Origin of the sequence: Nitratireductor sp. GISD-1A_MAKvit, from assembly GCF_040819555.1 — a bacterium.
GTDB lineage: Bacteria > Pseudomonadota > Alphaproteobacteria > Rhizobiales > Rhizobiaceae > Nitratireductor.
Genome location: NZ_CP161920.1, coordinates 2449468 through 2473664, shown reverse-complemented (window position 1 = coordinate 2473664; position 24197 = coordinate 2449468). Strand labels below are relative to the sequence as shown.

Below are 24197 nucleotides of genomic sequence, written 5' to 3'. Positions count from 1 at the left end.
AATTCCTCCGGGCCGGGTCATCAGGCCCGTTTGATGAGGCCCATGCCTTCGTAGCAGTGATAGCCTATGGCTGTCGCAAGAACGGTCTCGGGGCTACCATCGAATGCGGGTTCGGTTGTCTCATCGAATGCCGGGTAGGGGCTGCCATGATGCAGCGCGAGAGCTGCGAGCGCGACCGCAAAGGGAAACTGCGCTTCCTTCAAATGCCCCGTGAGCGATGAAAAGCCGCGCAGCGTGATGTTGTCGTGACGGGCAAGTGCTTCGCGTTCCGCCACCGTTGCAGCATCGGCGCCGGAAGCACCTGACAGTGCGAGAACGGGCGTTTGCGGCAGCGGAAGCCGGTCGAGCATCTCTGCTATTCCGGTGGCGAGCGGCTCACTCTTGCGGCGGGTGCGGCGCGAAACGACCGGGCCGATGGATGCATAGGCCTTGCGTCCACGCTTTTCGGCATGTTCGCGCGATTCCAGGATCAGGAAAGCTGCGCCGGAACCGGAGACCACACCGCCGCCCTCGGACTCCGCGCGCTGCCAGACCGGTTTCCAGTCTTCGCGATGCAGAAAGCCGGCAAGCTCATAGGCAAGCAGCATGTCGGAATGTTCGGTCTGGAAGGATGCACCGACCAGAACATGCGAGGACTGGCCGGAGCGAATGCGCGCGGCCGCCGTCTCGATGGCCGAAACACCGGCACCTTCCTCGCCCATGAAGGTGCGCGACGAACCGGTCACCTTGTGAACGATGGAGATGTTGCCGGCGAGAAGATTGGAAAGCTGCGCCAGGAACAGCGTCGGGCGCAGCTCGGTGGTGAGCTTCTCGTTGAGCAGGATGTCATGATCGTTGCGCTCGAGCGAGGCGGCCAGGATGGCTTCATCCACCGTCTCGTCACGTTCACCGCCTCCGGCGGCGATCACCATGTCCATGGACGCGCAAAGCGCCTCGTCGCCTTTCATGCCCGCATCGTCGAGCGCGAGGCCCGCCGCATAGGTGCCAAGGCGCTGCCAGGTTTCCATCTGGCGTTGATCGCCGCGTCGCGGAATCTGCTGGCCCCAGTCGATCTCGGGCAGGGGATGGATGCTGTAAGGCGCAAACCGCTCCCGATCGAGCACGGGCGTGGGCACCTTTGCCGTCAGCGCCTGCCAGTGGGCGTCTGCTCCCTCGCCAAGCGAGGAGACGATGCCCATGCCGGTGATAACTACGTCGCGCGGGCTCATGCCGCTCCCTTCAACGATGCACTGTCAGGAAAGAGCTCAGCCAGCCTTGGCGGCCACGAGGTCGTCGATCTTGGCGCAAAGGTTCTTCATGACAAAATACTCTTCTGTCGAAACCTTGCCGTCATTGACTTCCTGAGTCCACTTTTCCAGCGGAACCTTGATGCCGAATTCCTTGTCGATGGCAAAGACGATGTCGAGGAAATCGAGGCTGTCGATGCCAAGATCGTCAATGGTGTGGCTTTCGGGGGTGATTTTCTCGCGGTCGATCTCGCTGGTTTCAGCGATGATGTCGGCAACCTTGTCGAATGTCGTCACGTGCAGCCCTCGGTCTGGGGAGATTCTCTTACAATAGGATGATCGTGGGGTCTCTAGTCGGTTTTTGTCTGCAGGAAAAGGGGTTATAGGCACAGCTGATGCCGCGATCAGTTGAATTTGATGCGTGCGGCTGCTGCAAGAGTATCGCCTCCGCGCGACAGAATGACGGCTTCACCCTCTCGCGCCGGAGCGCCAATCAGAGCCTCGATCACTTCAAGATGGGTGATCAGGAACAGGTTTCCCGAACCGGTGTATTCGTTGATTCGGTCCAGAATGACCGCTTTCTGCTTTTCCATGGCGCTCTCGTCAGACGGCAGATCGAGCGCGGGAAACGCTTCCACCGGCCCGGAGCCAAAGGCCTGGGTGGCGGTGTCGAGCGTGCGGCAATAGCGGCTGGCGAGCACCCTTTCGACCGGGGCTGCGCGGGCCTGAACGAGGGCGCCGATGCGACGGGCCTGCAGGCGGCCGCGCTCGGAAAGATTGCGCTGGGTGCCGCATTTCTCGATGTCGAAATTGGCCGGATCGCCGCTGCCGGGCGCGATCGCATGCCGCATGAGCACGACCTGACCGCCATTGCGCAGCAGCGCCCAGCCGGCTTCCGTGGCGTTGGCTGGCGGGGCGCTGACGGTGAACAGAAGGGCAATGGCGAAAAGCAGGCGAAACATGGGGCAATCCTCAAACTATTCTTCCTAGCATATAGGCACGGGGGGCATTCTTGAAAGCCGGCTTGTGCGGCGGCGCGTGCATTTGAACGCCGGATGGTTTCCCTTGGCAACCGATTGCGGCTAAACAGGAATCATGTCGCCGCTCGTCGAAACCGTCTCCTTCGTTTTTGGACTTGTCGCATTCGGCTACCTTGCCGGGTGGAGCGGCCTGTTGAAAGTGCAGACGGGCGATGCGCTGAGCGAGTTTGCAGTAACCATCGCGGTCCCGCTGCTGCTGTTCCGCACCATGGCGGGCGCCGAATTCGGCGACAGTCTTCCCTGGGCGCTCTGGTGCACCTATTTCAGCGCGGTTGCGGTGGCCTGGGTGGTGGGCCACTTCACCATCGTGCGGTTTTTCGGACGGGATGCACGGGTCGGCGTCGTGGCCGGCCTTTCGACAGGGTTTTCCAACCTCGTTCTGCTTGGGATCCCGTTCATGCTCGGTGTGTTCGGGCGCAGGGGCTTTGAGGTCCTGTCGCTGATCATATCGGTTCACCTGCCCATCATGATGGGCATGTCGATCCTTCTGTTCGCGCTTGTCGGGCGGAAGGGAGGTGCGTCCTTGACCATCGTCAGGGAGTTTTTGACCCGGCTTTTCTCCAACCCGCTGATCATCGGCATTCTCGCCGGACTTCTATGGCGCTTCACCGGGCTTGAGATGCCATCGCTGGGCACACGGTTCGTCGACGCGCTGGCCAATGTTGCCGGACCGGTTGCGCTGTTTGCCATGGGGCTCGGCCTGCGCAAATTCGGCATTTCGGGCGACGTGCGCCCGGCGGTCGTGATCGCCGTGCTGAAACTTTTCCTGATGCCTGCCGTTGCCCTTGCTGGTGCGCTGGTGATCGGGCTTCCGGTCTATAGCGCACAGATTGCGGTTGCCGCGGCGGCACTTCCTTCGGGTGTGAACCCGTATCTGATTGCCTCACGGTTTGGCACCGGGCAGGCGCTCGCCTCCAATGCGATGACCATAGCCACGGCACTGGCGGTGTTCACGACGGCGTTCTGGCTTTCGGTGCTTCACTGGATCTATCAATGAGGCGGGACAGACACTAGCCGGACCAGCCTGGGGCGATACGGTGCCGCGCAGACACAGGAGAAGACGGATGCTTCACAAGATCAGTCACTTCAAGCGCGAGGCCAATTTTATCGGGGGCGCCTGGGTGAATGCGGATTCGGGCCAGACCATCGATGTGGTCAACCCGGCAGACGGCCGGACAATCGGCACTGTCCCGCGCTCGGGCCGGGCCGAAACGCGCCGCGCCATCGAAGCGGCCGAGGCCGCATTCCATTCCTGGAAGAAAACCTCCGCCGACCATCGCGCAAAGCTCATGCGCAAGCTGCATGACGCGATCATGGACAATCAGGACACGCTGGCCGAACTTCTGGTGATGGAGCAGGGCAAACCGCTGGCGGAGGCGCGCGGCGAGGTGGGCATATCGGCGGCCTATATCCTGTGGTTTGCGGAAGAGGGGCGCCGGGTTTACGGCGAAGTCGTTCCCTCGCCCTGGGCCGACAGGCGCATTCTCGTTACCAAGGAACCTGTCGGTGTGATCGGCGCGATCACGCCGTGGAACTTTCCCTCGTCCATGCTCGCCCGCAAGCTTGGGCCGGCGCTGGCGACCGGCTGTACCGCCGTGGCCAAACCGGCTTCGCAGACGCCCTATTCGGGCCTTGCCTGGGGCGTTTTGTGCGAGGAGGCGGGTTTTCCTGACGGTGTGGTCAACATCGTCACCGGTTCGGCCTCCGAAATCGGCGACGAACTTTGCGAAAACCCGCTGGTGAGAAAAATCACCTTCACCGGCTCCACGGAAGTGGGCAAGACGCTGATCGAGAAGACCGCGGGAACGGTGAAGAAGGTTTCCATGGAACTGGGCGGCAATGCGCCGTTTCTGGTTTTTGACGACGCGGACATCGACCGGGCCGTGGAGGGCGCAATCGCTGCAAAGTACCGCAATTCGGGCCAGACCTGTGTCTGCACCAACCGATTTTTCGTGCAGGCCGGCATTCATGACCGGTTCGTGGAGAAGCTTTCTGCCGCCGCCCGGAAACTGAACGTGGGACCCGGCCTTGAAGAAGGCACCCAGCAGGGCCCGCTGATCGATATGAATGCCGTGGAAAAGGTGGAGGAGCTGATCGCCGACGCGACCGACAAGGGCGCCAGGGTGACCGCCGGGGGTGGCCGGCACGAACTGGGTGGTTCGTTCTTCCAGCCGACCGTGATCGCGAATGCCACGACCGATATGCGCTTCATGGAAGAAGAGATTTTCGGGCCTGTTGCCCCGGTTTTCCGCTTCGAGACGGAAGAGGAGGCGATCAGGCTTGCAAACGACACGGCCTTCGGGCTTGCATGCTACTTCTACACTGGCGATCTGGGCCGCGCCTTCCGTGTGATGGAAGGGCTGAAATACGGCCTGGTGGGCGTCAATGAGGGGATCATCACCACGGTCGAAGCACCTTTTGGCGGGCTGAAGGAATCGGGCCTTGGCAAGGAGGGCGGCCATCAGGGCGTGGAGGATTATCTCGACACCAAATATGTCTGCATCGGCGGTCTCGGCCTTTAGCCGTGCTTTGACGTTCGAGGCGGATCACGGCTATGGCATCGATGCCCGGGAGCGGGCTAGATTGGGGCAGGGCGAGTCGGAGGGAGACCATGGCCACACAGCGCAAAGGCAAAGGAAAACCAATCGTCTTGATCGGTATCGGGCTGCTGGTTGGGGTGATTGCCCTTTATGCCGCGTTCCGGCTCATCGCCCCGCCGCCCGACGGGATCGACATCGCCTACAACACCGTCAGTGGCGAGGGGCTTTATCAGGTCATGTTCGAAACCGAGAGCCAGCCGGTTCCGGTCAACGAAACCCATGAATGGGTGTTGACTGTCACGACGCCGGATGGCGAGCCGGTAACGGATGCACGAATCTCCATCGATGGCGGAATGCCCGCTCACGGCCACGGCCTGCCCACAAGCCCGCAGATGACCGAAAACCTTGGCGAAGGGCACTACCGTGTCGAGGGCATGCGTTTCAACATGGGCGGGCACTGGGAAATCCGCATCGGGCTGGATGCCGAACCCGGACTGGACGAAGCGGTTTTCAATCTGGATCTTTGACATGAGACCCGCGCGCCTTCTTCTGCTGGCTGGCGCGCTTGCGGTTCTGCCTGCGCTCCAGGGCTGCGATCCGGCGCCTTTGAGCGATGACGAAAAGGCAAAGATCGCTTCTCTTTCCATCGATGCATTGGGCGCGCTGCCGGCATCCCCGGGAAACCGCTTTGCGGACGATCCGGAAGCGGCTGCACTGGGTGAACGCCTGTTCTTCGATACGGGGCTGAGCGGCAATGCGGATGTGGCCTGCGCCACCTGCCATGTTCCCGAAAAGCAGTTTCAGGACGGTCTGCCGCGCGGTGTCGGTGTAGGGCAGACAAGCCGCCGAACCATGCCGCTGGCCGGAGTGGGGTGGAATGTCTGGCAATTCTGGGACGGACGCCGCGACAGTCTCTGGGCGCAGGCCCTGACCCCGCTGGAGGATCCGCACGAGCATGCCGGAAACCGGGCTGCCATCGCGCGCTATGTCGCGACCGAACATCGGGATGTCTATGAGCGGATTTTCGGCCCATTGCCGGCGTTTGGGGCCCTGCCGGAAAATGCCGGCCCGCTCGGCAACGAAGCCGAGAGGGCGGCCTGGTACGACATGCGGCCGCAAGATCGGGACGCGGTGAACCGGGTGTTTGCGAATATCGGCAAGGCGATTGCCGCCTTCGAGCGAAGGCTTTCACCAGACGAAACCCGCTTCGACCGTTTTGCAAAAGCGCTTCTGGAAGGCAACGAGCCCACCGGGGATGCAGCGTTCACGGATCTTGAGCTGGAGGGCCTGAGGCTTTTCATTGGCAAGGCCAATTGCCTCGAATGCCACAATGGCCCGCGCTTCACGGATGATCATTTTCACAACACGGGCGTGCCGCAGGCCGACGGCGTGGCGGAAGACAGGGGACGGGCGAGCGGGATGGCGCAGGTGGAAGCCGACCCTTTCAACTGCCTTGGCCCATACAGCGATGCGCGCCCGGATGCCTGCACGGCACTGCGTTTCATGCGGCGCGACGTGACGGCAATGGAACGTGCCTACAAGACCCCCTCTCTGCGCGGTGTGGCCTCGCGCCCGCCCTATATGCATGCAGGCCAGATCGCCACGCTGGATGACGTGGTCACGCATTACAGCAGTGCGCCCGAAGCGCCTGGCGGCAACAGCGAAATCCGGGGTGTCGTTTTCACCGAGCGCGGGCGCCGTGCGCTGATCGCGTTTCTGAAAACCCTCGACGCGGATGCCGCTAGCGGTCCTTGACGGTTTCCATGGTCACGAAGGTGGAGGTGCGCGCCACGTGGGGGAGGGCGGAGATGCGTTCTCCCAGCACCTTGCGATAGCTCGTGATGTCGCGCGTGCGGACCTTGAGAAGATAATCGAACCCCGCCGCCGTCATGTGGCACTGCTCGATCTCCGGAACGGCAAGAACGGCCTTGTTGAAGGCTGCAAGAGCTGAAGAGCGTGTGTCTTCAAGCTCTACCTGAACGAAGGCGATATGACCCTCACCGATACGCGCGCGATCGATGATGGCGGAGTAGCCGCGAATGTAGCCTTCCTTTTCGAGGCGGCGCAGTCGGGCCTGCACCGGCGTCTTGGAAAGCCCCACCCGGCGGGCCAGCTCCGCAATGGACAGACGCCCGTCCCCGGTCAGGGCGTCCAGAATGTTGCGGTCTATCCGGTCTACTCGTTCTGACTGCATGTCGATTTCATCTTATAATGGAATTTCTGTTCGCCAAAAATAGTCCAAATGCACCAGCTTGCGCAAGAGAATAGCCCGATTGAGCATTTTCGGTGTGCTATGATTTGCCAAGAAGCGGTGCCGGGCGTACCGCGTGGCTCCTATTCAATTCCGAGGTCGTTATGCGAATCAAGAAGCAGGAAAAGTTGCGACAGGAGATGCGCGCCCACTATCTGGCCGATGAGGGCGCGGCATTGCAGCGACTTGCAAGGCTTGCGGATCTCAACCCAGACGATCGACGCAGCATCTCTTCCGACGCGGCCGAACTGGTGCGCGCCGTCAGGGCATCGGGCGATACGCATCTGATGGAAGCCTTCCTTTCAGAATATGGTCTGTCAACGCAGGAGGGCGTTGCCCTGATGTGCCTGGCAGAAGCGCTGTTGCGTGTGCCGGATTCCGAAACGATGGACGACCTGATCCGCGACAAGATCGCACCGCATGACTGGTCCACGCATTCGGGCGAATCCGCCTCGATCTTCGTCAATGCGTCGACCTGGGCGCTGATGCTGACAGGGCGGGTTCTCGACGACGAAGGAGACGGGGTCGAAAAGACGCTGCGCGGGCTTGTCCGGCGCATGGGCGAGCCCGTGATCCGCCACGCGGTATCTCGCGCCATGCGCGAGATGGGCGAGCAGTTCGTGCTTGGACGCACCATCGAGGAAGCAATCCGGCGCGGCAGGTCGATGGAAGAAAAGGGCTACACCTATTCCTATGACATGCTGGGCGAGGCCGCGCGCACGGAGCAGGACGCACTGCGCTACCACAAGGCCTATGGGGATGCCATTGCCGCATTGAAGCGCCATGCAAAGCGCGACGACATCCGTGCCAATCCGGGTATCTCGGTGAAGCTATCGGCGCTTCATCCGCGCTATGAGGCAACCCACAGGGAGCACATGCTGCCGGTGATGATCGAGCGCCTGACCGCGCTGGCAATGGCCGCCCGAGATGCCCGAATGGGCCTCAATATCGATGCGGAAGAAGCCGACCGGCTGGATCTTTCGCTGGATGTGATCGAAGCGGTGCTTTCCAGCCCGGACCTTTCGGGCTGGGATGGTTTCGGCGTTGTGGTGCAGGCCTATGGTCCGCGTGCGCCCTTCGTGCTCGACTGGCTCTATGAACTGGCGCAACGACTTGACCGGCGCATCATGGTGCGGCTGGTGAAAGGCGCTTACTGGGATACTGAGATCAAACGCGCGCAGGTGCTCGGGCTTGACGGTTTCCCGGTGTTTACACGCAAGGTCAACACCGATGTGAGCTACATCGCCTGTGCGCGAAAGCTTCTGAACATGACGGACCGGATCTATCCGCAGTTTGCCACGCACAACGCCCATACCGCGGCGGCAATCCTTGCCATGGCACCCGACAAGTCCCTGTTCGAGTTTCAGCGTCTGCACGGCATGGGAGAAGCGCTGCACGAGACCGTGCGCAAGCGCGAGAACACGCGCTGCAGGATCTACGCGCCTGTTGGCGCACATCAGGACCTGCTGGCCTATCTGGTGCGGCGGCTTCTGGAAAACGGCGCGAATTCCTCGTTCGTGCATCAGATCGTGGACGAAGAGGTGAGTGCGAAGGAAATCGCTGCCGACCCGTTTTCCGCGCTTGAGGAAAAAGAAACGGCGGTGAACCCGGCCATCATCCGTCCCTCAGATATTTTCGGGGCTGCACGCAGGAATGCCAGAGGCTGGGATGTGACGGACCCGGTGACCATGGCCGAACTGGACGCGTCCCGTGCAGCCTTCGCCGCGCCGCATGAATGGGAAGCACACCCCGTCACGCCGGCAAAGGGGAACGGAAAACCACGCAAAGTGACCAATCCGGCACGACTGACGGAGACCGTTGGAACGGTGCGCGATGCTACGCGTGAACAGGCAGAGGCGGCAATCGGCATTGCGCTTGGGGCACAGGCCGGCTGGGCGGGAAGACCCGTGAGCGAACGTGCGGACATCCTGCGCCGCATTGCCGATCTCTACGAGGCGCACGCGGCGGAGTTTTTCGCGCTTGCCACCCGTGAGGCCGGCAAATCGCTTGCAGACGGGATCGCGGAAGTGCGCGAGGCGGTGGATTTCCTTCGCTATTACGCCGGGCAGGCGGAGTTTTGCGAAAGGGACACGCAGGCGCGTGGCGTGATCGTGTGTATCTCGCCATGGAACTTTCCGCTGGCGATCTTCACCGGCCAGATCGCGGCTGCCCTCGTGACGGGGAATGCCGTTGTCGCCAAGCCGGCGGAACAGACCCCGCTGATCGCGGCCCGTGCGGTCGCGATGATGCATGAGGCGGGAATCCCCGCAGACGTGCTTCATCTTCTTCCCGGCGATGGCCCCACGATAGGCGGGCCCCTGACGGCGGACCCGAGAATTGCCGGCGTGTGTTTCACCGGGTCGACGGAAGTCGCCCGCCTCATTGAAAGGCAACTGGCGGGGAATGCGGGCCCCGATGCCATGCTGATTGCAGAGACGGGCGGGCTGAACGCGATGATCGTCGATTCCACCGCACTTCCCGAGCAGGCGGTGCGCGACATCGTGGCTTCCTCCTTCCAGAGCGCGGGGCAGCGCTGTTCGGCCCTGCGCATGCTCTATGTCCAGAAGGACGTGGAAAAGCGCGTGGTGGACATGTTGAAAGGGGCGATGCAGGCGCTGCGGATCGGGGATCCGTGGGATGTGTCGACCGATGTTGGCCCGGTGATCGACGATGAAGCGCGTGAAAACATCGCCGATTATGCGCTGAACCTGACCGGGCAGGGGCGGTTGATCGAGGCGCTCGATGTGCCCGAGGATGGACGCTACGTGGCGCCGGCTGCCTTCAAGGTCGCAGGCATCAGGGAGCTTGAGCGCGAGATTTTCGGCCCGGTCCTGCATGTGGCGACGTTTGAGGCCGACGAGATCGACAGGGTAATCGCGGACGTCAATTCAATGGGGTATGGCCTGACCTTCGGTCTGCATACGCGCATCGATGGGCGCGCGCAGCATGTGGTGGACCAGGTGCATGCGGGCAATATCTACGTCAACCGCAACCAGATCGGTGCCGTTGTGGGATCCCAGCCCTTCGGCGGCGAAGGGCTTTCGGGAACCGGCCCCAAGGCCGGCGGCCCGCACTATCTGCGCCGTTTCCGCCGTAGTGGCATGGCGGGCGGGCAACGCCCAACGGGGCAGGTGCATTCAGCAGGCGACCTTGAAGGCAGGATGCCCGCAATTGACGGGAAATGGCTGGCACGAACCGACCGTTTGCCGGTGTTGCGCAAACTGCTGAGAGGCCAGGCCGGACCCGCCGTTGCAGCGGCTGCAGCGCTAGATCAGGGCCCCATCGATCTGCCCGGACCGACGGGCGAGGCCAATTCGCTCATGCTTCTGCCGCGCGGTCGCGCACTCTGCCTGGGCGCGGATGCGGAAACGCTGCTGGCCCAGGCCGTTCAGGCTCTTGCCAGCGGCAATTCGGTGCTCGCGGTGCATCCGCAGGCGCGGTCTGTCCTCAAGCCGCTTCTGGGGCAGGAGCTCCCGCTTGAAGCTGTTGACGGGACGGTGGATCCAAAGGCGCTTGGCAGCCTGTCGCTGGATCTGGTGGCGGCCTGCGGCGCCAGCGAATGGCTGGGCGAACTGCGCCGTAGGCTTGCCGGGCGTGACGGTGCAATCGTTCCACTGATCGTGGAGCCAGTCTATCCGGCGGCTTTCGTTCATGAACGGGCCATCTGTGTCGACACCACAGCTGCCGGGGGCAATGCGAGCCTGCTGGCCTCGGTTTAGGACGTCAGCGGCGGAACGCCAGCGGCACGGTGAACCCCCAGCTCGCGCGCCCGGCTTCCTTCGGGATCCGGGGGAAGGGGGCGGCGCGGCGAACCGTATCGAGTGCGGCCTGGTCGAGGATTTTCGAGCCGGAGCTGCGCACGATGCGAATGCCGCTCACCGAGCCGTTGCGGGCGACGGTGAAACGCACGCGAACCTCGCCTTTGAGCCGCTGGCGCTTTGCAGCGCGCGGATAGCGCAGCGAGCGTCTGAGCTTGGACACCACCTTGCCGGGATAGTTGGAAACGCGGGCATTTCCGCTCTTCGATGCTCGCGCCACCTTTTTGCCCTTGGAGGCCTGGCTGGCCTTCTTCTTGCCGGAAGCCGTACCGCGGCGGGCGTCCTTTCTGTCGTTTCCACGCGAGCCGGCGCTGCGTTTTTTGGGTGGCGAAGCCCTGGCCTTGCGGCTTTGCTTCGTTTTTTGAACCTTTGGCCTGGGCGGCGGTGTGTAGGCGGGGCGTGGTGTCGGTATCGGTGCTTCGGCGAGTGCGGTGACGACCTGCGCGTTCTCGACCGGCTCCACGGTTTGTGGCGTCTCCACCCGTGCGGTTTCGACTGTTGGCTGCTCCGGTTCAATGACAGAAGGCGTGGTGTTCTCGGGCAGGGTTTCGACGGGGACGGGTGCTGCCGACTCAACCGGCGTTTGCGGCGTCACTTCATGCGCCGTTTCCGGCTGAAGCGGCTCTGCCTCTGGTTCGATTTCCGGCTGGATCTCGTCGGTCGCTTCACCGGCCGCGACCATTTCTGCAAACGCATTGCCGGCAATCGCAATCTCGGTGCTGCCGCCTCCGGCGATTTCCACGCTTGACGTTCGCTGCATGACATAGGCCGTTGCGCCCGCATGCAGGCTTAATGAAACGGCGAGAGCGGCACTCCACTTCCAGAGACGCATTTTCATTCTGCCGCACGTTCCGTGATGATGCTGATCCGGCTGGCGCCGGCTGCCTTGAGGGCACCGACGATGTCGACGAGCCTGGCTGCCGGCAGATCGCGATCGGCTGCGACCCTGATTTCGAGCTGGCGTGCCGCATCCTGGCCCAGCGTCTCAGCACGCGAGAGCATGAAAGCCCGCGCATCGGTGACTTCGCCGCGCAGGCGCATCTCGCCATCTTCGGTAACGAACAGCGCATTCGGTGGCTCGGAAGGGTTTGCCTCCAGCGTGGAAATCAGGCTGACATCATTGTCGAGCGGCGGTGTGAGCGTGCCGGCGACAAGAAAGAAGATCAGCATCAAAAACACGATGTTGATCAGCGCGATCGTGCTTTCGCGCTGACGTGGCCGTGTTGGACGGGCAAGGCGGAGCATGGCGAATTACCTCGCGACGGACAGGTTGAGCTGGCTGTTGCGGCGAATGCGCTCGACCGCGCTGACCAGCTGTTGGGATGTGAGCTTTCCGCGCACCAGAAGCACGGCCGTTTCGGCACCCGCCTCACGAAGGCGGGCCAGTTCGGCGAGGGCGGCGTCTTCGGGCAGGATCTGACCATTGACACGCCAGCCCGCCGGATCATCGACACGAAGGAGCACGTCGGGAGGCTTGCCGCCTGCGGAGGCGGAAGCCGGCCCCGCCGGAAATCTCGACGCTTGCGAAGCGCGTGAAGGTCGAGGAAAGCATGAAAAAGAGCAGCAGGAGGAAGATCACATCGATCAGCGATGTGAGCGAGAGCGGCTTTCTCCTTCTGACTGCTGCCATTTCAATGTGCATAGGTTTCCCCTGTCACGAGCCGTGGCGCCGCATTTTCGGACGAGGCTGCATTTTGCTCGGCCCTTTCGATGGACCCATGGGAAAGGACCGTCGCCGTCATCGTTTCTATGGCCACACGCTCGTTCTCGATGCGTGTCTCGAACCAGGTGAGAACCAGCGAAACGGGCATCGCAACTGCGAGGCCGCACGCGGTGGTGAGGAGCGCCACCCAGATGCCCCCGGCCAGCAGAGACGGGTCCACTGAATTGCCCGCCTGCTGAAGCCTCTGGAAGGCTTCGATCATGCCGAGAACCGTGCCGAACAGGCCGAGGAGCGGGGCAACCTGGGCAATGGCATCAAGCGCGCGAAAGCCGCGCTGCAGATCGTGAAGGCGACCAAGCGCCAGACGGCTGACCTCGTCTTCCACTGCGCTCTTGTCGGCTTTTGCCGCTGCAAGCCGCATTGTGGTCGCCAGCGTTTCCTCCAAAGGTGAACGCGCATTGGCAAGCAGGGAGCGCGCATCGGCCTGGTTGTGGTGAAACCATGCGTGCAAAGCGCGGTTCGAACGCCCGTGCCGGCCGACCCTTTCGCGCTGGAACTGCGTGAATTTGAGAAGGATCAGCGCAAGCGCGAAGACCGACAGGGCGATGAGAATCGCCACAACCGGACCGCCGAGCCTGAGAAAGGAACCTATCGAAGAGATGACGCCGTCGAACATTTGGGCATTCCTGTGGGTTTTGTTGGCCAGTGGTTGTTCTGGAGCCTATTTGCCGAAAGTGACCGTGCCTCGGCTGGTTGCCTCCAGCCGGGAAATACAGTCCTGCGGCTCTATCCCGTCGCCCTCGCACGCGGAAGCATCGTTGATGAGAACGCGCCCGATGGAGGCGCAGTCCGTATCGGCCAGATCGAACCGGCGCACCTTGGTTTTTTCATTGGGCAATGCCTGAAAGTCGAGCACAAGAAGCCGCTCGACGAGCCCTTCCTTGCTGAAAAGCGCGATCTCATAAGCCGCCTTATCGATGTCGCGGCCAAGTGCATTTTCGACCACGAAGGCAATGCGACAGCCTTTCTCGCTTTTCTGCAAAGCGTTGAGCTCCAGCCGGATCGCACCGGAAGAAGCTTCCTGCGCCGACAGGGGCACAGGCGTGGCCAGGGTGCCAGCCATCGCCAGCGCAAAGGCGCTGGCGATGGAGAGCGGGTGGCAGATTGATAATCGAGACGGCATCTTATCCTCCAAAGCGCATGGTCGCGCCCAGTTTCACGGTCAGGCCGGGTTGGGCATGCATTCCGTCCGAAACGTCGACGATCGGCAGCACGTATTTCTTATCGAACAGATTGTCGACGCGGAAATCAAACCGCAGATTCTCGCTGGCCTGGTAGTTTGCGTAGAGATTTACCAGCGTGTAGTCCTCGGCGAAGGTGGTTCCGCTTGGAGCCTTGTTGTACTGGACCTCGCCACCGAGCGTCAGGCGGCGTTCGAGAAAACGCATGCCGCCATCGAGCGTGACGCTGGCCGAAGGAATGGTCTTGAGATCCGACTGGACCCCGTTCCGGTCGACCTGGTGGCCATCGATGATGGAAATGCCCAGGCCGGCAAAATAGCGCCCGGCATCGTAGCGGCCTTCAAGTTCGAAGCCCTGAATTTTTGCGTTGTAGACGTTTTGGTACTGCGCGCACATCGAGTGCCCGAGACTGGCGCACTCACTGCCAGGCATGGCGCGCATGGTGGGAATGGTTATGTAGTCGTCGATGTCGTTGTGGAAATAAGCAGCCTTGAGCCGCAGCGTGTCTTCGGAATTGAAGAGCCCGTCGGCCGTGTAGTTGATGCCGGCTTCCCAGGTCTTGCCGGTTTCAGGTCTCAGGTCGGGATTGGGCAGGAACGCGAAGCTGAAGCCGGGATAGGCGTGTCCCCCTGTGATGAAGGCTTCGGACGTGTTGGGCGCGCGATAGCCTTCCGAATAGGAGCCATAGACCTGCAACCCGGAAAGAGCGCCTTCCCTGAAGGGGGAAACGCCGACACTGAGGCGCGGCGAAAACCGGTCGCCCGAACTCTTGCTGGAAGCTTCCAGTTCATAGGAATCGTAGCGCAGCCCCGCGACCACCTCGAGCCAGTCATAGGTGAGCTTGTCCTGCACATAGGCACCCCAGACGCTTCGGGTGCCGGTTGGATTGTAGGTGTCGGCACCTCCAAACGGTGCTGTGGAGGCGAAATCGTCGTGAACCCAGTCGCCGCCCACCGTCAACTCGTGGGAAATCAGGCCGGTATCGAAATAGGATGTGTTCCAGATGTCGAAACTGCTGGTTCGAAGATCGTAGCTGGACGTTCCCGCTCGGCGGCCCCTGTCGGTCTGGGTCAGATCGATCTGGTTGACCGCCGCCTTGATGTTGAGGTTCAGCCACTTTTCCTCGGCATCGGAGATCTTGAACTCGCCGGTGAAGGTGTTGCTGTCGAGCTGATAGTCTCGCGTGTTGGTCGACGACCATTGATCCTCGGAGCCGGTCCAGCCCAGTGTCAGTTCGCTGTGTTCGGTCGGTTTGAGGGTTGCCTTGACGTGGCCGCTCAGCACGTCGAAGCCGGAGTTTTCGACCCGCGAGCCGTCGCCATCCTTGTACTCGCCGTAGTCGCGCCACACGATGTTTGCCAGAACGGAGGCGGCATCATTGAAGCGATAGGCGCCGATGGCGCTTGTGGTCCAGCCGGAGCCGTTGGATTCGTACCGGCCGGTCAGAGAGACAGCGAAATTCTCGTCTTCTTTCAGAAAATCACCCGGCTTTTTCGTCTCAAAATAGACGACACCGCCAATCGCTCCCGAACCAAACGTGTTCGCACTCGGGCCGCGTATGACATCCACCTGCTGGACGAGCTGCGGATCGAGCCAGAACATGCGGGAAACCTCATGCCCCGCCTTGTGAAAATTCTGGCGGGCACCATCCACGATGACGGAGACGCGACCGGCATCCTGAAGTCCGCGAATGTTGAAATTGCTCACCGCCGGGCGACCGTCGGAATAGACCTTGATTCCCGGCACGCCGAAAAAGATGTCGTTCGCATTGGTCGCCATGCGGCGCTCAAGCTCCTCGCCGCTGATCTGGCTGACAGAAGCCATTGAATTAACGGCGCTTTCGCCGGTTCGACTAACAATAGTGATTCGGTCGAGCAGCGTGACGCTGCCGTTTTCCCGCGCCATGAGCGTGGTTGTTTCCTCTGCCATGGCATTCATGGCCATAACCATCGTCGCCATCGACGTTCCGCAAAGCAGAGAAAGTTTTGCGCTTAGTTTGGAATTCCGCATGCCCCAGATTCTCCAGCAATCTAACAGGAAATGTCGACTGGCGCTGGCTTGCCGACGGTAAACCGGCTAAGAAACATATCTTGATAAATTAACTCCGGTATTGCGGTGGCTATAAAATATGATAATGAAAGTCAAGAAAATGAATTGCAGATTTCACCGCCGCGATGCGAGCCATTGCGTCCGAATTAAAAACGGAGGTTTTTTCCAATGAAGACCTATTTGTCGATCAACCCACGTGGGCAGGCAGACATTCAGCATTTGGCCGTGAGGCAAGGTGGCGTCACGCCGGATCGCACGATTTCCAGCGCCGATCTCTTTGGTGGGCGACGCGAAATCGGTATTGAGCACCATGGCGCCTACTACCGTCTCAAGATCACCCGTCAGGGCAAGCTGATTCTCAACAAGTAGGTTGTCACGATGAACATTCAGGCTGTCCGCGGTCCGGCTGAAATCAGGCGTGCCCGGAGCGAAAATCCGAAAATGCGGGAGCGCGACTTGGCGGTGGCGCTCGGCATTTCAGAGGCAGAACTGCTCGCTGCCCATCTGGGGCAGGGGGTTACACGAATCGATCCGGATGTTTCCCGGATTCTCCCCGCGCTCGAAGCGGTTGGTGAAGTCATGGCGCTCACACGCAACGAAAGCGCGGTGCATGAGAAAGTCGGGGTCTACGAGAAAATCACCGTCGGAGCGCAGCATGCGCTGGTGCTCGGGCGGGACATCGATCTGCGCATTTTTCCCGCCCGTTGGGCATACGGTTTTGCGGTGGAGAAGCGCGCTGGCGATGATGTGAGGCGCAGCCTGCAGTTCTTCGATAAAGCGGGCGATGCCGTGCACAAGGTTCATCTGCGTCCAGCTTCCAGCCTTTATGCCTATCAAAAGCTCATCGAAGATCTGCATCACGAGGATCAGGTTTCACCGATCGAGGTTCAGGCTGACAAGATAGTCGATGAGGTGCCAGGCGATGTGTTGCCGGCGGCAAATGTGCTGCGTGACCGCTGGAGCGCGATGACCGATGTTCATCAGCTCTTTGGCATCTTGAAGCAGCTCAAACTGACCCGGCATCAGGCCGTGCATCTGATCGGTGAAGACTATGCCTGGCGTCTGGAGGAAGACGCATTGACGACAATGCTTCATCAGGCGGTCAATGGTGAGGTCCCGATCATGTGCTTTGTCGGAAGCAGTGGGTGCATTCAGATCCACACCGGCGCAATCAAAACCGTGAAACCGATGGGCCCCTGGATCAACATTCTCGATCCAGGCTTCAATCTGCATCTGAGAACGGATCATGTGAAGGAATTGTGGGCGGTGCGCAAACCGACCAAGGACGGCCATGTGACGTCCATGGAGGCTTATGACGCGGACGGCCGTCTGATCGCCCAGTTCTTCGGTGAACGCCTTGAGGGGCAGGCCGAACGGCCAGACTGGCGAACAATGGTTGAAAACCTGCCGCGGCAGGCCAGCGGACAGGTCGCATGATGGCCGGCTCGACGTGTCCTTCGGAAAGGAGCCTCGCTTTCACAAAAAGAACGGGCAAAACCCCGGGGCGGCGCTGGATGCAGCACATGGCCCGGCTCGCTTTCGTCGCGGCGGGTCTGATCGTAGTACCGTTTTCAGTTTCCGCGCAGGAGGCGGTTGCTCCATTTGCCGACACCAGCAGGCTGATAACGATCGGTGGGGCCATTACCGAGATCGTCCATGAACTTGGTGAAGGCGACCGGTTGATTGCGCGCGACAGGACCAGCACCTACCCGCCGGCGGCAAGAGACCTGCCGGATATAGGCTATATGCGGGCCCTTTCTCCCGAAGGCGTGCTCTCGCTCGCACCGACCGCGATACTTGCCTCACAGGGGAGCGGCCCTGTCGAAACCATGGAGGTTCTGGAAGCCGCCGATGTTCCGCTGGTTCTGGTGCCGGAAGGCTTTGACAGCGAGGCCATCGTGAAAAAGATCCGCATTGTGGGCGCCGCTCTTGGCGTGGACGACAAGGCGGAAGCACTTGCGCGCAAGGTCAGCGCCGACCTGGCAGAGGCACAGCTTGAAGCACGGGGCAGGGCCGATGGTATGCGGGTTCTTTTCGTGCTGGGCGTGCGGGACGGGCGGATCCTCGCATCCGGCACGGGCACCTCGGCCGACGGGATCATCCGCATGGCTGGCGGCGTGAACGCACTGGCCCTGTTTTCAGGCTTTCGCGAATTGTCCGATGAAGCCATCATCGGTCTGGAGCCTGATGCGGTGCTGCTGATGAAGCAATCCATCGGTGGGCATGGCAGGAAACAGGAAATTCTCTCGCATCCCGCCATTTCGCTCACCCCTGCGGGGAAAAGCGGAAAAGTGATCGAGATGGATGGCTCCTATCTTCTGGGGTTTGGCCCGCGCACGGCCGCAGCCGTTCGGGATCTTGCAAAAGCCCTGCACGAACCTGCCGCAGTTACCGATTGACATGGCTTTACGTGACGACATAGCGCCGACACACGGGTGGTATCCCCGGCGGGATGTGGATGGCGATCGCTCGTCGCGCGCCCGTGCGGTCATTCTTGGCCTGCTCTTGCTTTACGCGGCCCTTTTCATACTTAGCCTGGGGTCTGGTGCTTCCGACGCGTCGCTCCTGACCGCACTTTCGACCTGGCTGAGGGGTGGGGGCCGATGCGCTGTCGCATCGCGACCGCATCGTCATCGGCGATATTCGACTGCCAAGGGTTATTCTGGGAAGTCTGATCGGTGCATCGCTCGCCGTCTCCGGTGCGGTGATGCAGGGGCTTTTTCGCAACCCGCTCGCCGATCCGGGCATTGTGGGTGTGGCATCCGGTGCGGGGCTTGGCGCGATTGTCGTGATCGTGCTTGGCGGATCCTTTCTTGCGCCGGTGATCTCGATCTTCGGAATCTACGGGCTTCCGCTGGCCGCGTTTTTCGGCGGGCTTGTTTCCACATTGCTGCTTTATCGCGTGGCAACCCGCCGTGGACAGACCTCGATTGCCACGATGCTGCTGGCGGGTATTGCCCTTGGCGCGCTGGCCGGGGCACTTTCGGGCATGCTGGTTTTCATTGCCGATGATCAGCAATTGCGGGATCTGACCTTCTGGGGGCTGGGGTCGCTTGCCGGTGCCACCTGGACCAAGGTCTGGGCTGCCGGGCCTGTCATTGTTACCGCCCTTCTGGCGGCGCCGTTTCTTGCGCGCGGACTGGATGCCATGGTGCTGGGCGAGGCAACGGCCAACCACCTTGGAATTCGGGTCCAGCGCGTCAAGAACTCCGCAATACTTGCCGTTGCCGCCGGCACGGGCGCTTCCGTTGCGGTTGCTGGCGGGATCGGCTTTGTGGGGATCGTGGTGCCGCATCTCCTGCGTCTGACAATCGGGCCGGAACACCGCTACCTGCTGCCGGCTTCCGCTCTTTTGGGGGCCAGCCTCCTTCTCGTGGCCGACGCAATCAGCCGTGTGGTGGTTGCCCCTGCCGAACTGCCGATCGGCATTGTGACGGCAACCATCGGAGCGCCGTTCTTTCTGTGGATCCTGCTGCGTCAGAGGGGAGTGCTTGACCTGTAATGTCGATCGAGGTGAAAGATCTTTCGGTTCGCCTGGGCAGGAAGGAAATCCTTCACGGCCTCGGCCTTGCGGTCAAGCCGGGCAGTGTCACGGCAATCGTGGGGCCGAACGGTTCGGGGAAGACGACCTTTCTGAAGGCGATTTCCGGCGATGTGGCGTTCAGCGGTGACGTGACGCTCAACGGGAGGCGGCTTAAAGCCTTGAAACCGTGGCAGGCGGCGCAGCACCGGGCCGTACTTCCGCAGGCGAGCGCGCTCTCCTTTCCCTACACGGTGCGCGAGGTCGTAAAGCTCGGGCTTCTAGGCGGACGTTCCGGTGCAAGCCCGGACGAACAGGCGCGCCTGCCGGAAAGGGCGCTTGCGCGTGTCGATCTGGATGGTTTCGCCGGTCGCTATTATCAGGAGCTTTCTGGTGGCGAACAACAGCGCGTTCAGCTGGCGCGCGTGCTTTGCCAGGTCTGGCGCCCGGTGCTGGACGGAGAGCCGCGCTATCTGTTGCTCGACGAGCCGGTTTCCAGTCTCGACATCAAACACCAGCTCATCATCATGGGCATCGCCGCAGAGTTTGCGGCCGCAGGGGGGGGCGTTTTCGCCGTCATGCATGATCTGAACCTGACGGCACGGTTCGCCCATCAGGTTGCCATGCTGCACCGCGGGCGGCTGGTGGCCAGGGGCGCGCCAGATGAGGTGTTCAACGACGCGCTCGTTTCCGACGTGTTCGAATGCAGGATCAGGGTCGGCGCCCCGCCGAAGGGACAGCGGCCATACGTGCTGCCGCAGATGGCCGAACTCTGACGCGCTAGCGCGCCGCAACCCGCTCCGGCAGTTCATCGAGGCCAAGGCGCAGCCGCATATCCGGCTTGGCAGATGCGAGGTCGCCGATCGTATAATCCGCCAGGACTTCGAAGAATGCGTTCAAAGCCTTGCGCAGGGCTTCGTTGAGGCCGCAGCTTTCGACCAGAGGGCAGTCGGCATCGTCATTTTCGAAACATTCCGCCATGGCGAAATTGTCTTCGGTGACACGCACCACATCAAACAGGGTGATTTCGGAGGCCGGCTTGGCCAGACGAACACCGCCATGCCGCCCACGGACGGTCTGAACGAAGCCGTGTTCGACCAGCGGCTGCAGGATCTTGAACAGGAATAAGTCGGAAAGCGAATAGGCTTCGGCGATGTCCGATATGCGGCTCAAACGGCCATCATTGGCGGCGCAATACATCAGGATCCGAATCGCATAATTGGTTTGTCGCGTTAAGCGCATAACAGTCCTTTCACATAGCGTTCCTGCAATATGGCTTATTGTTTAGAATAATTCCAGAGTTGATTGACAAAAATCTGATAAAACATGTCAACTTTATAGGACATCCTGCTGCCCGGAAGCAAATCGGGCGGTTGAATGGTGGGCTTGCCATTCGTGTTGCGATGCACAATAGTTCGCCGCGCCGCATGAAATGTGGCCCGCCAGTGGTGCCCGGCGAAGCGTTGAAGCGTCGGTCCCACACCGGTTTGAGGTGTGTCGCAGCTGAGAAAAGGCCGAGCCCATGAACGCGCAGGTGCTGGAAACGAAGATCGGTACCGGGACCAGGGTTTCCGAATGGGTGGTTGTCGACCAGTCGATGATCGACCGGTTCGCCGATTGCACCCATGATCACCAGTGGATTCATGTGGACCGGGAGCGCACCAAGCGCGAAAGCCCCTTCGGCAAGCCGGTGGCGCACGGCTTTCTCACGCTGTCGCTTCTATCGGCGCTGTCCTACGACTGCGGCGCTTGGCCTCTGGATCTGGGCACGGTCATCAATTACGGGCTCGACAAGCTGCGCTTTCTGGCGCCGGTCAAGGCAGGCAGTCGCGTGCGGCTGCGCACGAGCCTCAACAGTGTCGAGGAAAAGGCACCGGGACGATATCTCGTGCGCCATCATGGCGAGGTGGAAATCGAGGGCGAGGACACGCCGGCGCTCGCAGCCGAAACCATCATCATGCTGATTATTGAGGAGAAGGCTGGCTGAGCCGGCCTTCCGGCCGAACTATTCAGCATCGGGTTGATTGGGTGGAGCGGCCTTCTGGAAGGCTTCCAACGCCATGCAGGCATCATTGATGCGCTGAATGGTCGGGTAGGGCTTTATGTCGACATCGAAGCGCCTGTTGTTGGTGACCTGCCCGACGAGGCAGATGTCTGCCATGCCGGGTGTGTCGCCGTGGCAGAAGACGTTGGTCTCAGGGCTGTCGGAGAGCATCTTTTCAAGCGGTTCGAATGTCGCTTTCACCCAGTGGCGGAACCAGGAACCGATTTCCGCATCGTCGGCGCCGTAACGCTCCTTGAGTGCGTTTAGAATGCGCAGATTGTTCACCGGATGGATTTCGCAGGCGATCATCTGGGAGAGCATGCGCACCCGCGCGCGGCCCGGCGGATCGGAGGGCAGGAGCGGGGGCTCGGGCACCGTCTCATCCAGAAACTCCATGATCGCCATGGACTGCGCGATCATTGTGCCGTCGCTCCACACGAGTGCCGGTACGAGGCCCTGCGGGTTGACCGAGAGATAGGCCTCACCGCGATGTTCACCATGGCGCAGATGGTGCGCGGCATAGCGATAGTCGATCCCCTTCATGGCAAGCGCGATGCGCACCCTGAAGGAGGTGGAGGAACGGAAATAATTGTGCAGGACGATGTCGTTCATCTCATGCCTCGCCAATGGTGATGGCGATCTCGCCGATGCCGTCGACGCCGCCTTCGAGCTGGTCGCCCGGCTGGATCGCGCCGACACCGGCGGGCGTTCCGGTGTAGATCAGGTCGCCGGCCCTTCAGCTCCATGGCCTGGCTGCACAGCGCAATCACATCGGCCACCGGCCAGATCAGTTCGCCGAGATTGCCTTCCTGACGGATCTCGCCATTGACGGCGAGCCAGACACGGCCTTCGGAAGGGTGACCTGTCTCGGTGGCGGGCACGATGGGGCCACAGGGCGATGAACGGTCGAACGCCTTGCCCCAGTCCCACGGGCGGCCCTTTTTCTTCGCTTCTCCCTGAAGATCACGCCGCGTGAGGTCGAGGCCAACCGCATAGCCATAGACATGGTCGAGCGCATCAGCCGGATCGATGTCGCTGCCGCCCTTGCCGATGGCCACGACCATCTCGATCTCGTGGTGAAGGTTTTTCGTGAGGCTGGGATAGGGAACCACGGTTTCGGTGTCGACCACCGCATCTGCCGGTTTTGTGAAGAAGAATGGCGGTTCGCGATCCGGCTCATGGCCCATTTCGCGGGCATGGGCGGCATAATTGCGCCCGACGCAGAAGATGCGCCGCACCGGAAAGCGTGCCTCGGTGCCGGCTACGGCGACGGAGGGCTGCGGGGCGGGCGAAAAAACGAAATCGGCCATGAAATTCTCCCAGGTGACTGCGGAGAAGAGATGGCCGAATTGACGCTCCGGGGCAAGGCCCCGAAGCGCCTGACCCTCGAGATCAGTCTTTGAAGACGGACTTCACGGCCTTGGCGGTCGCATCGACAATCGTGTCTGCTTCTTCGCGCGTCAGGCAGAGCGGAGGCGCGAAACCCAGAATGTCGCCCTGCGGCATGGCGCGGCCGATGACACCCTGTTCGAGAAGGGCTGCGGCCATCTGCGGGCCGATCTTCTCGGAAGCGTCGAAGAAGGTGCGGTTTTCACGCTCCTTCACGAACTCGACTGCACACAGCATGCCTTCGCCGCGCACTTCGCCGACATGGGCGTGTGCGCCGATGGCGTCACGCATCGCGTTGACGAAGTAAGCGCCCGTCTCGCCGGCATTCTTCACGAGACCGAGCTTGTCGACCAGTTCCAGATTGGCGATGCCGGCTGCCGCGCCGATGGGGTGGGCCGAATAGGTCCAGCCATGGCCGATGGGGCCGTTTTCATCCGTGCCGCGCTCAAGCACTTCCCACATCTTCTTGCCGACGATGGAGCCTGAAAGCGGCGCATAGGCCGAGGTGAGGCCCTTGGCGATGGTTATGAGGTCGGGTTCCATGTCGTAATGGATGGAGCCAAACATGGAGCCGAGGCGTCCAAAGCCGGTCACCACCTCGTCGGCGACGAGAAGAATGTCGTTTTTGCGCAGGACTTTCTGGATCGCGGCCCAGTATCCAGCCGGCGGCGGCACGATGCCGCCCGTGCCAAGCACAGGCTCGCCGATGAAGGCGGCGATTGTGTCCGCGCCCTCGCGCTCGATCAGCGCTTCAAGCTCGGCCACGCAATGGGCGGTGAACTGCTCCTCGCTCATGGCGAGGTCCGGGCGGCGATAGTAATAGGGCGCTTCGGTGTGGACCACCTGGGCGAGCGGCAGGTCGAACTTCTTGTGGAAGAGCTCAAGCCCGGTCAGCGAGCCGGTCATCAGGCCGGAGCCATGATAGCCGCGCCAGCGCGAGATGATCTTCTTCTTCTCGGGGCGGCCTAGTATGTTGTTGTAGTACCAGATCAGCTTGACGTTGGTTTCGTTGGCATCGGAGCCGCCGAGGCCGAAATAGACCTTGGACATGTTTTCCGGCGCACGGTCGACAATCATCTTGGCGAGCTTGATCGAGGCTTCCGTGCCATGGCCCACATAGGCGTGGTAATAGGCAAGTTCCTTTGCCTGCTCGGCAATCGCATCGGCGATCTCGGTGCGGCCATAACCGACATTGACGCAATAGAGTCCGGCAAAGGCGTCAAGCAGCTTCTTGCCGTCGCGGTCCTCGATATAAACACCATTGCCGCCGGTCACGATGCGGTTTGCGCTTTCGCCGCGCGCATGCTGGGCCAGATGGGTCGAGGGATGGAAGAAGGCCTCGCGGTCCCACTGGTCGAGTTGGTCGTTCTTCAACAGCATGTCGCTCTCCTGTTCGTCCTGAATTGTGTGTCTTTC

General features: G+C 61.5%; 24 protein-coding genes and 2 pseudogenes. 11 read left to right on the top strand and 15 right to left on the bottom strand.

The annotated features are described in order from the left end of the window. Positions 1-20: 20 nt before the first annotated feature. From AB2N04_RS13040 to AB2N04_RS13030, 3 genes are all read right to left on the bottom strand, one after another. A complete protein-coding gene (locus AB2N04_RS13040; RefSeq protein ID WP_367714874.1) occupies positions 21-1208 on the bottom strand; it encodes a beta-ketoacyl-ACP synthase in 1188 nt (395 codons plus the stop codon). Between the two features lie 36 nt (positions 1209-1244). After that, on the bottom strand, positions 1245-1529 hold the full coding sequence (locus tag AB2N04_RS13035; protein ID WP_223022616.1) for an acyl carrier protein: 285 nt from the start codon (positions 1527-1529) through the stop codon (positions 1245-1247). A 101-nt stretch (positions 1530-1630) separates the two neighbouring features. Further along, positions 1631-2188 (bottom strand): histidine phosphatase family protein, encoded by a 558-nt coding sequence (locus tag AB2N04_RS13030; protein ID WP_367714873.1) that lies wholly within the window; start codon positions 2186-2188, stop codon positions 1631-1633. 133 nt (positions 2189-2321) lie between these two features. On the opposite strand from AB2N04_RS13030, the gene AB2N04_RS13025 reads away from it, so the two are divergent. The 4 genes from AB2N04_RS13025 (at position 2322) to AB2N04_RS13010 (ending at position 6561) form a co-directional block, all read left to right on the top strand. Further along, on the top strand, positions 2322-3263 hold the full coding sequence (locus AB2N04_RS13025) for an AEC family transporter (protein ID WP_367714872.1): 942 nt from the start codon (positions 2322-2324) through the stop codon (positions 3261-3263). 67 nt (positions 3264-3330) lie between these two features. Next, positions 3331-4788 carry an NAD-dependent succinate-semialdehyde dehydrogenase gene (locus AB2N04_RS13020; RefSeq protein WP_367714871.1) on the top strand — a complete coding sequence of 486 codons (1458 nt, stop codon included), beginning with the start codon at positions 3331-3333 and terminating at the stop codon, positions 4786-4788. A gap of 89 nt (positions 4789-4877) precedes the next feature. After that, the gene (locus tag AB2N04_RS13015) at positions 4878-5333 is read left to right on the top strand and encodes a FixH family protein (protein ID WP_367714870.1); all 456 of its coding nucleotides are present in this window, start codon (positions 4878-4880) and stop codon (positions 5331-5333) included. 1 nt (position 5334) lies between these two features. Continuing rightward, positions 5335-6561, top strand: a complete 1227-nt coding sequence (locus tag AB2N04_RS13010; RefSeq protein WP_367714869.1) for a cytochrome-c peroxidase — start codon at positions 5335-5337, stop codon at positions 6559-6561. Here AB2N04_RS13010 and AB2N04_RS13005 read toward each other — a convergent pair. Next, positions 6548-7000 (bottom strand): Lrp/AsnC family transcriptional regulator, encoded by a 453-nt coding sequence (locus AB2N04_RS13005; protein ID WP_367714868.1) that lies wholly within the window; start codon positions 6998-7000, stop codon positions 6548-6550. The genes AB2N04_RS13010 and AB2N04_RS13005 overlap by 14 nt on opposite strands. Before the next feature lie 161 nt (positions 7001-7161). Here AB2N04_RS13005 and putA point away from each other — a divergent pair, with 161 nt between their 5' ends. Next, positions 7162-10776, top strand: coding sequence for a bifunctional proline dehydrogenase/L-glutamate gamma-semialdehyde dehydrogenase PutA (putA, locus tag AB2N04_RS13000; RefSeq protein WP_367714867.1), 3615 nt, complete (start codon positions 7162-7164; stop codon positions 10774-10776). 4 nt (positions 10777-10780) lie between these two features. Here the strand turns inward: putA and AB2N04_RS12995 are convergent, their stop codons facing one another. Genes AB2N04_RS12995 through AB2N04_RS12965 form a run of 7 tightly spaced genes read right to left on the bottom strand, consistent with a single transcriptional unit; the run spans position 10781 to position 15738 of the window. Continuing rightward, positions 10781-11713, bottom strand: a complete 933-nt coding sequence (locus AB2N04_RS12995; protein ID WP_367714866.1) for a TonB family protein — start codon at positions 11711-11713, stop codon at positions 10781-10783. Beyond that, positions 11710-12120: an ExbD/TolR family protein gene (locus tag AB2N04_RS12990; protein WP_367714865.1), complete on the bottom strand. Its 411-nt coding sequence runs from the start codon at positions 12118-12120 to the stop codon at positions 11710-11712. The genes AB2N04_RS12995 and AB2N04_RS12990 overlap by 4 nt, the downstream gene beginning before the upstream one ends. Before the next feature lie 6 nt (positions 12121-12126). After that, positions 12127-12339, bottom strand: a complete 213-nt coding sequence (locus AB2N04_RS12985; protein ID WP_367714864.1) for a hypothetical protein — start codon at positions 12337-12339, stop codon at positions 12127-12129. After that, positions 12320-12505 (bottom strand): biopolymer transporter ExbD, encoded by a 186-nt coding sequence (locus tag AB2N04_RS12980; RefSeq protein ID WP_367714863.1) that lies wholly within the window; start codon positions 12503-12505, stop codon positions 12320-12322. Before AB2N04_RS12980 ends, AB2N04_RS12985 begins: the two co-directional genes overlap by 20 nt. Before the next feature lies 1 nt (position 12506). Next, positions 12507-13214, bottom strand: coding sequence for a MotA/TolQ/ExbB proton channel family protein (locus AB2N04_RS12975; RefSeq protein ID WP_367714862.1), 708 nt, complete (start codon positions 13212-13214; stop codon positions 12507-12509). A 45-nt stretch (positions 13215-13259) separates the two neighbouring features. Further along, positions 13260-13721, bottom strand: coding sequence for a hypothetical protein (locus tag AB2N04_RS12970; RefSeq protein ID WP_367714861.1), 462 nt, complete (start codon positions 13719-13721; stop codon positions 13260-13262). 1 nt (position 13722) lies between these two features. Further along, positions 13723-15738, bottom strand: coding sequence for a TonB-dependent receptor (locus tag AB2N04_RS12965; protein WP_367714860.1), 2016 nt, complete (start codon positions 15736-15738; stop codon positions 13723-13725). Positions 15739-15996: 258 nt separating this feature from the next. Here AB2N04_RS12965 and hemP point away from each other — a divergent pair, with 258 nt between their 5' ends. The 5 genes and pseudogenes from hemP to AB2N04_RS12940 all read left to right on the top strand — a co-directional run bounded on the left by hemP (position 15997) and on the right by AB2N04_RS12940 (position 20124). Further along, positions 15997-16197 (top strand): hemin uptake protein HemP, encoded by a 201-nt coding sequence (hemP, locus tag AB2N04_RS12960; RefSeq protein ID WP_367714859.1) that lies wholly within the window; start codon positions 15997-15999, stop codon positions 16195-16197. Between the two features lie 9 nt (positions 16198-16206). Then, a complete protein-coding gene (locus AB2N04_RS12955; RefSeq protein ID WP_367714858.1) occupies positions 16207-17265 on the top strand; it encodes a hemin-degrading factor in 1059 nt (352 codons plus the stop codon). 86 nt (positions 17266-17351) lie between these two features. Next, on the top strand, positions 17352-18227 hold the full coding sequence (locus AB2N04_RS12950) for a hemin ABC transporter substrate-binding protein (RefSeq protein WP_367714857.1): 876 nt from the start codon (positions 17352-17354) through the stop codon (positions 18225-18227). Position 18228: 1 nt separating this feature from the next. Further along, positions 18229-19330 (top strand): annotated as a pseudogene (locus AB2N04_RS12945) (FecCD family ABC transporter permease). Beyond that, on the top strand, positions 19330-20124 hold the full coding sequence (locus AB2N04_RS12940; RefSeq protein ID WP_367714856.1) for a heme ABC transporter ATP-binding protein: 795 nt from the start codon (positions 19330-19332) through the stop codon (positions 20122-20124). Before AB2N04_RS12945 ends, AB2N04_RS12940 begins: the two are co-directional and overlap by 1 nt. 4 nt (positions 20125-20128) lie before the next feature. On the opposite strand, the gene rirA is transcribed toward AB2N04_RS12940, so the two are convergent. Then, complete coding sequence (rirA, locus tag AB2N04_RS12935; protein ID WP_367714855.1) at positions 20129-20590, bottom strand: iron-responsive transcriptional regulator RirA; 462 nt, start codon at positions 20588-20590, stop codon at positions 20129-20131. Positions 20591-20870: 280 nt separating this feature from the next. On the opposite strand from rirA, the gene AB2N04_RS12930 reads away from it, so the two are divergent. Further along, a complete protein-coding gene (locus AB2N04_RS12930; protein ID WP_367714854.1) occupies positions 20871-21335 on the top strand; it encodes a MaoC family dehydratase in 465 nt (154 codons plus the stop codon). A gap of 18 nt (positions 21336-21353) precedes the next feature. On the opposite strand, the gene maiA is transcribed toward AB2N04_RS12930, so the two are convergent. The 3 genes and pseudogenes from maiA to AB2N04_RS12915 form a co-directional block, all read right to left on the bottom strand. Further along, the gene (maiA, locus tag AB2N04_RS12925; protein WP_367714853.1) at positions 21354-22004 is read right to left on the bottom strand and encodes a maleylacetoacetate isomerase; all 651 of its coding nucleotides are present in this window, start codon (positions 22002-22004) and stop codon (positions 21354-21356) included. 1 nt (position 22005) lies between these two features. Next, positions 22006-22702: pseudogene (locus tag AB2N04_RS12920) on the bottom strand (fumarylacetoacetate hydrolase family protein). Positions 22703-22784: 82 nt separating this feature from the next. Next, positions 22785-24158: an aspartate aminotransferase family protein gene (locus AB2N04_RS12915; RefSeq protein ID WP_367718810.1), complete on the bottom strand. Its 1374-nt coding sequence runs from the start codon at positions 24156-24158 to the stop codon at positions 22785-22787. Positions 24159-24197 lie beyond the last annotated feature (39 nt).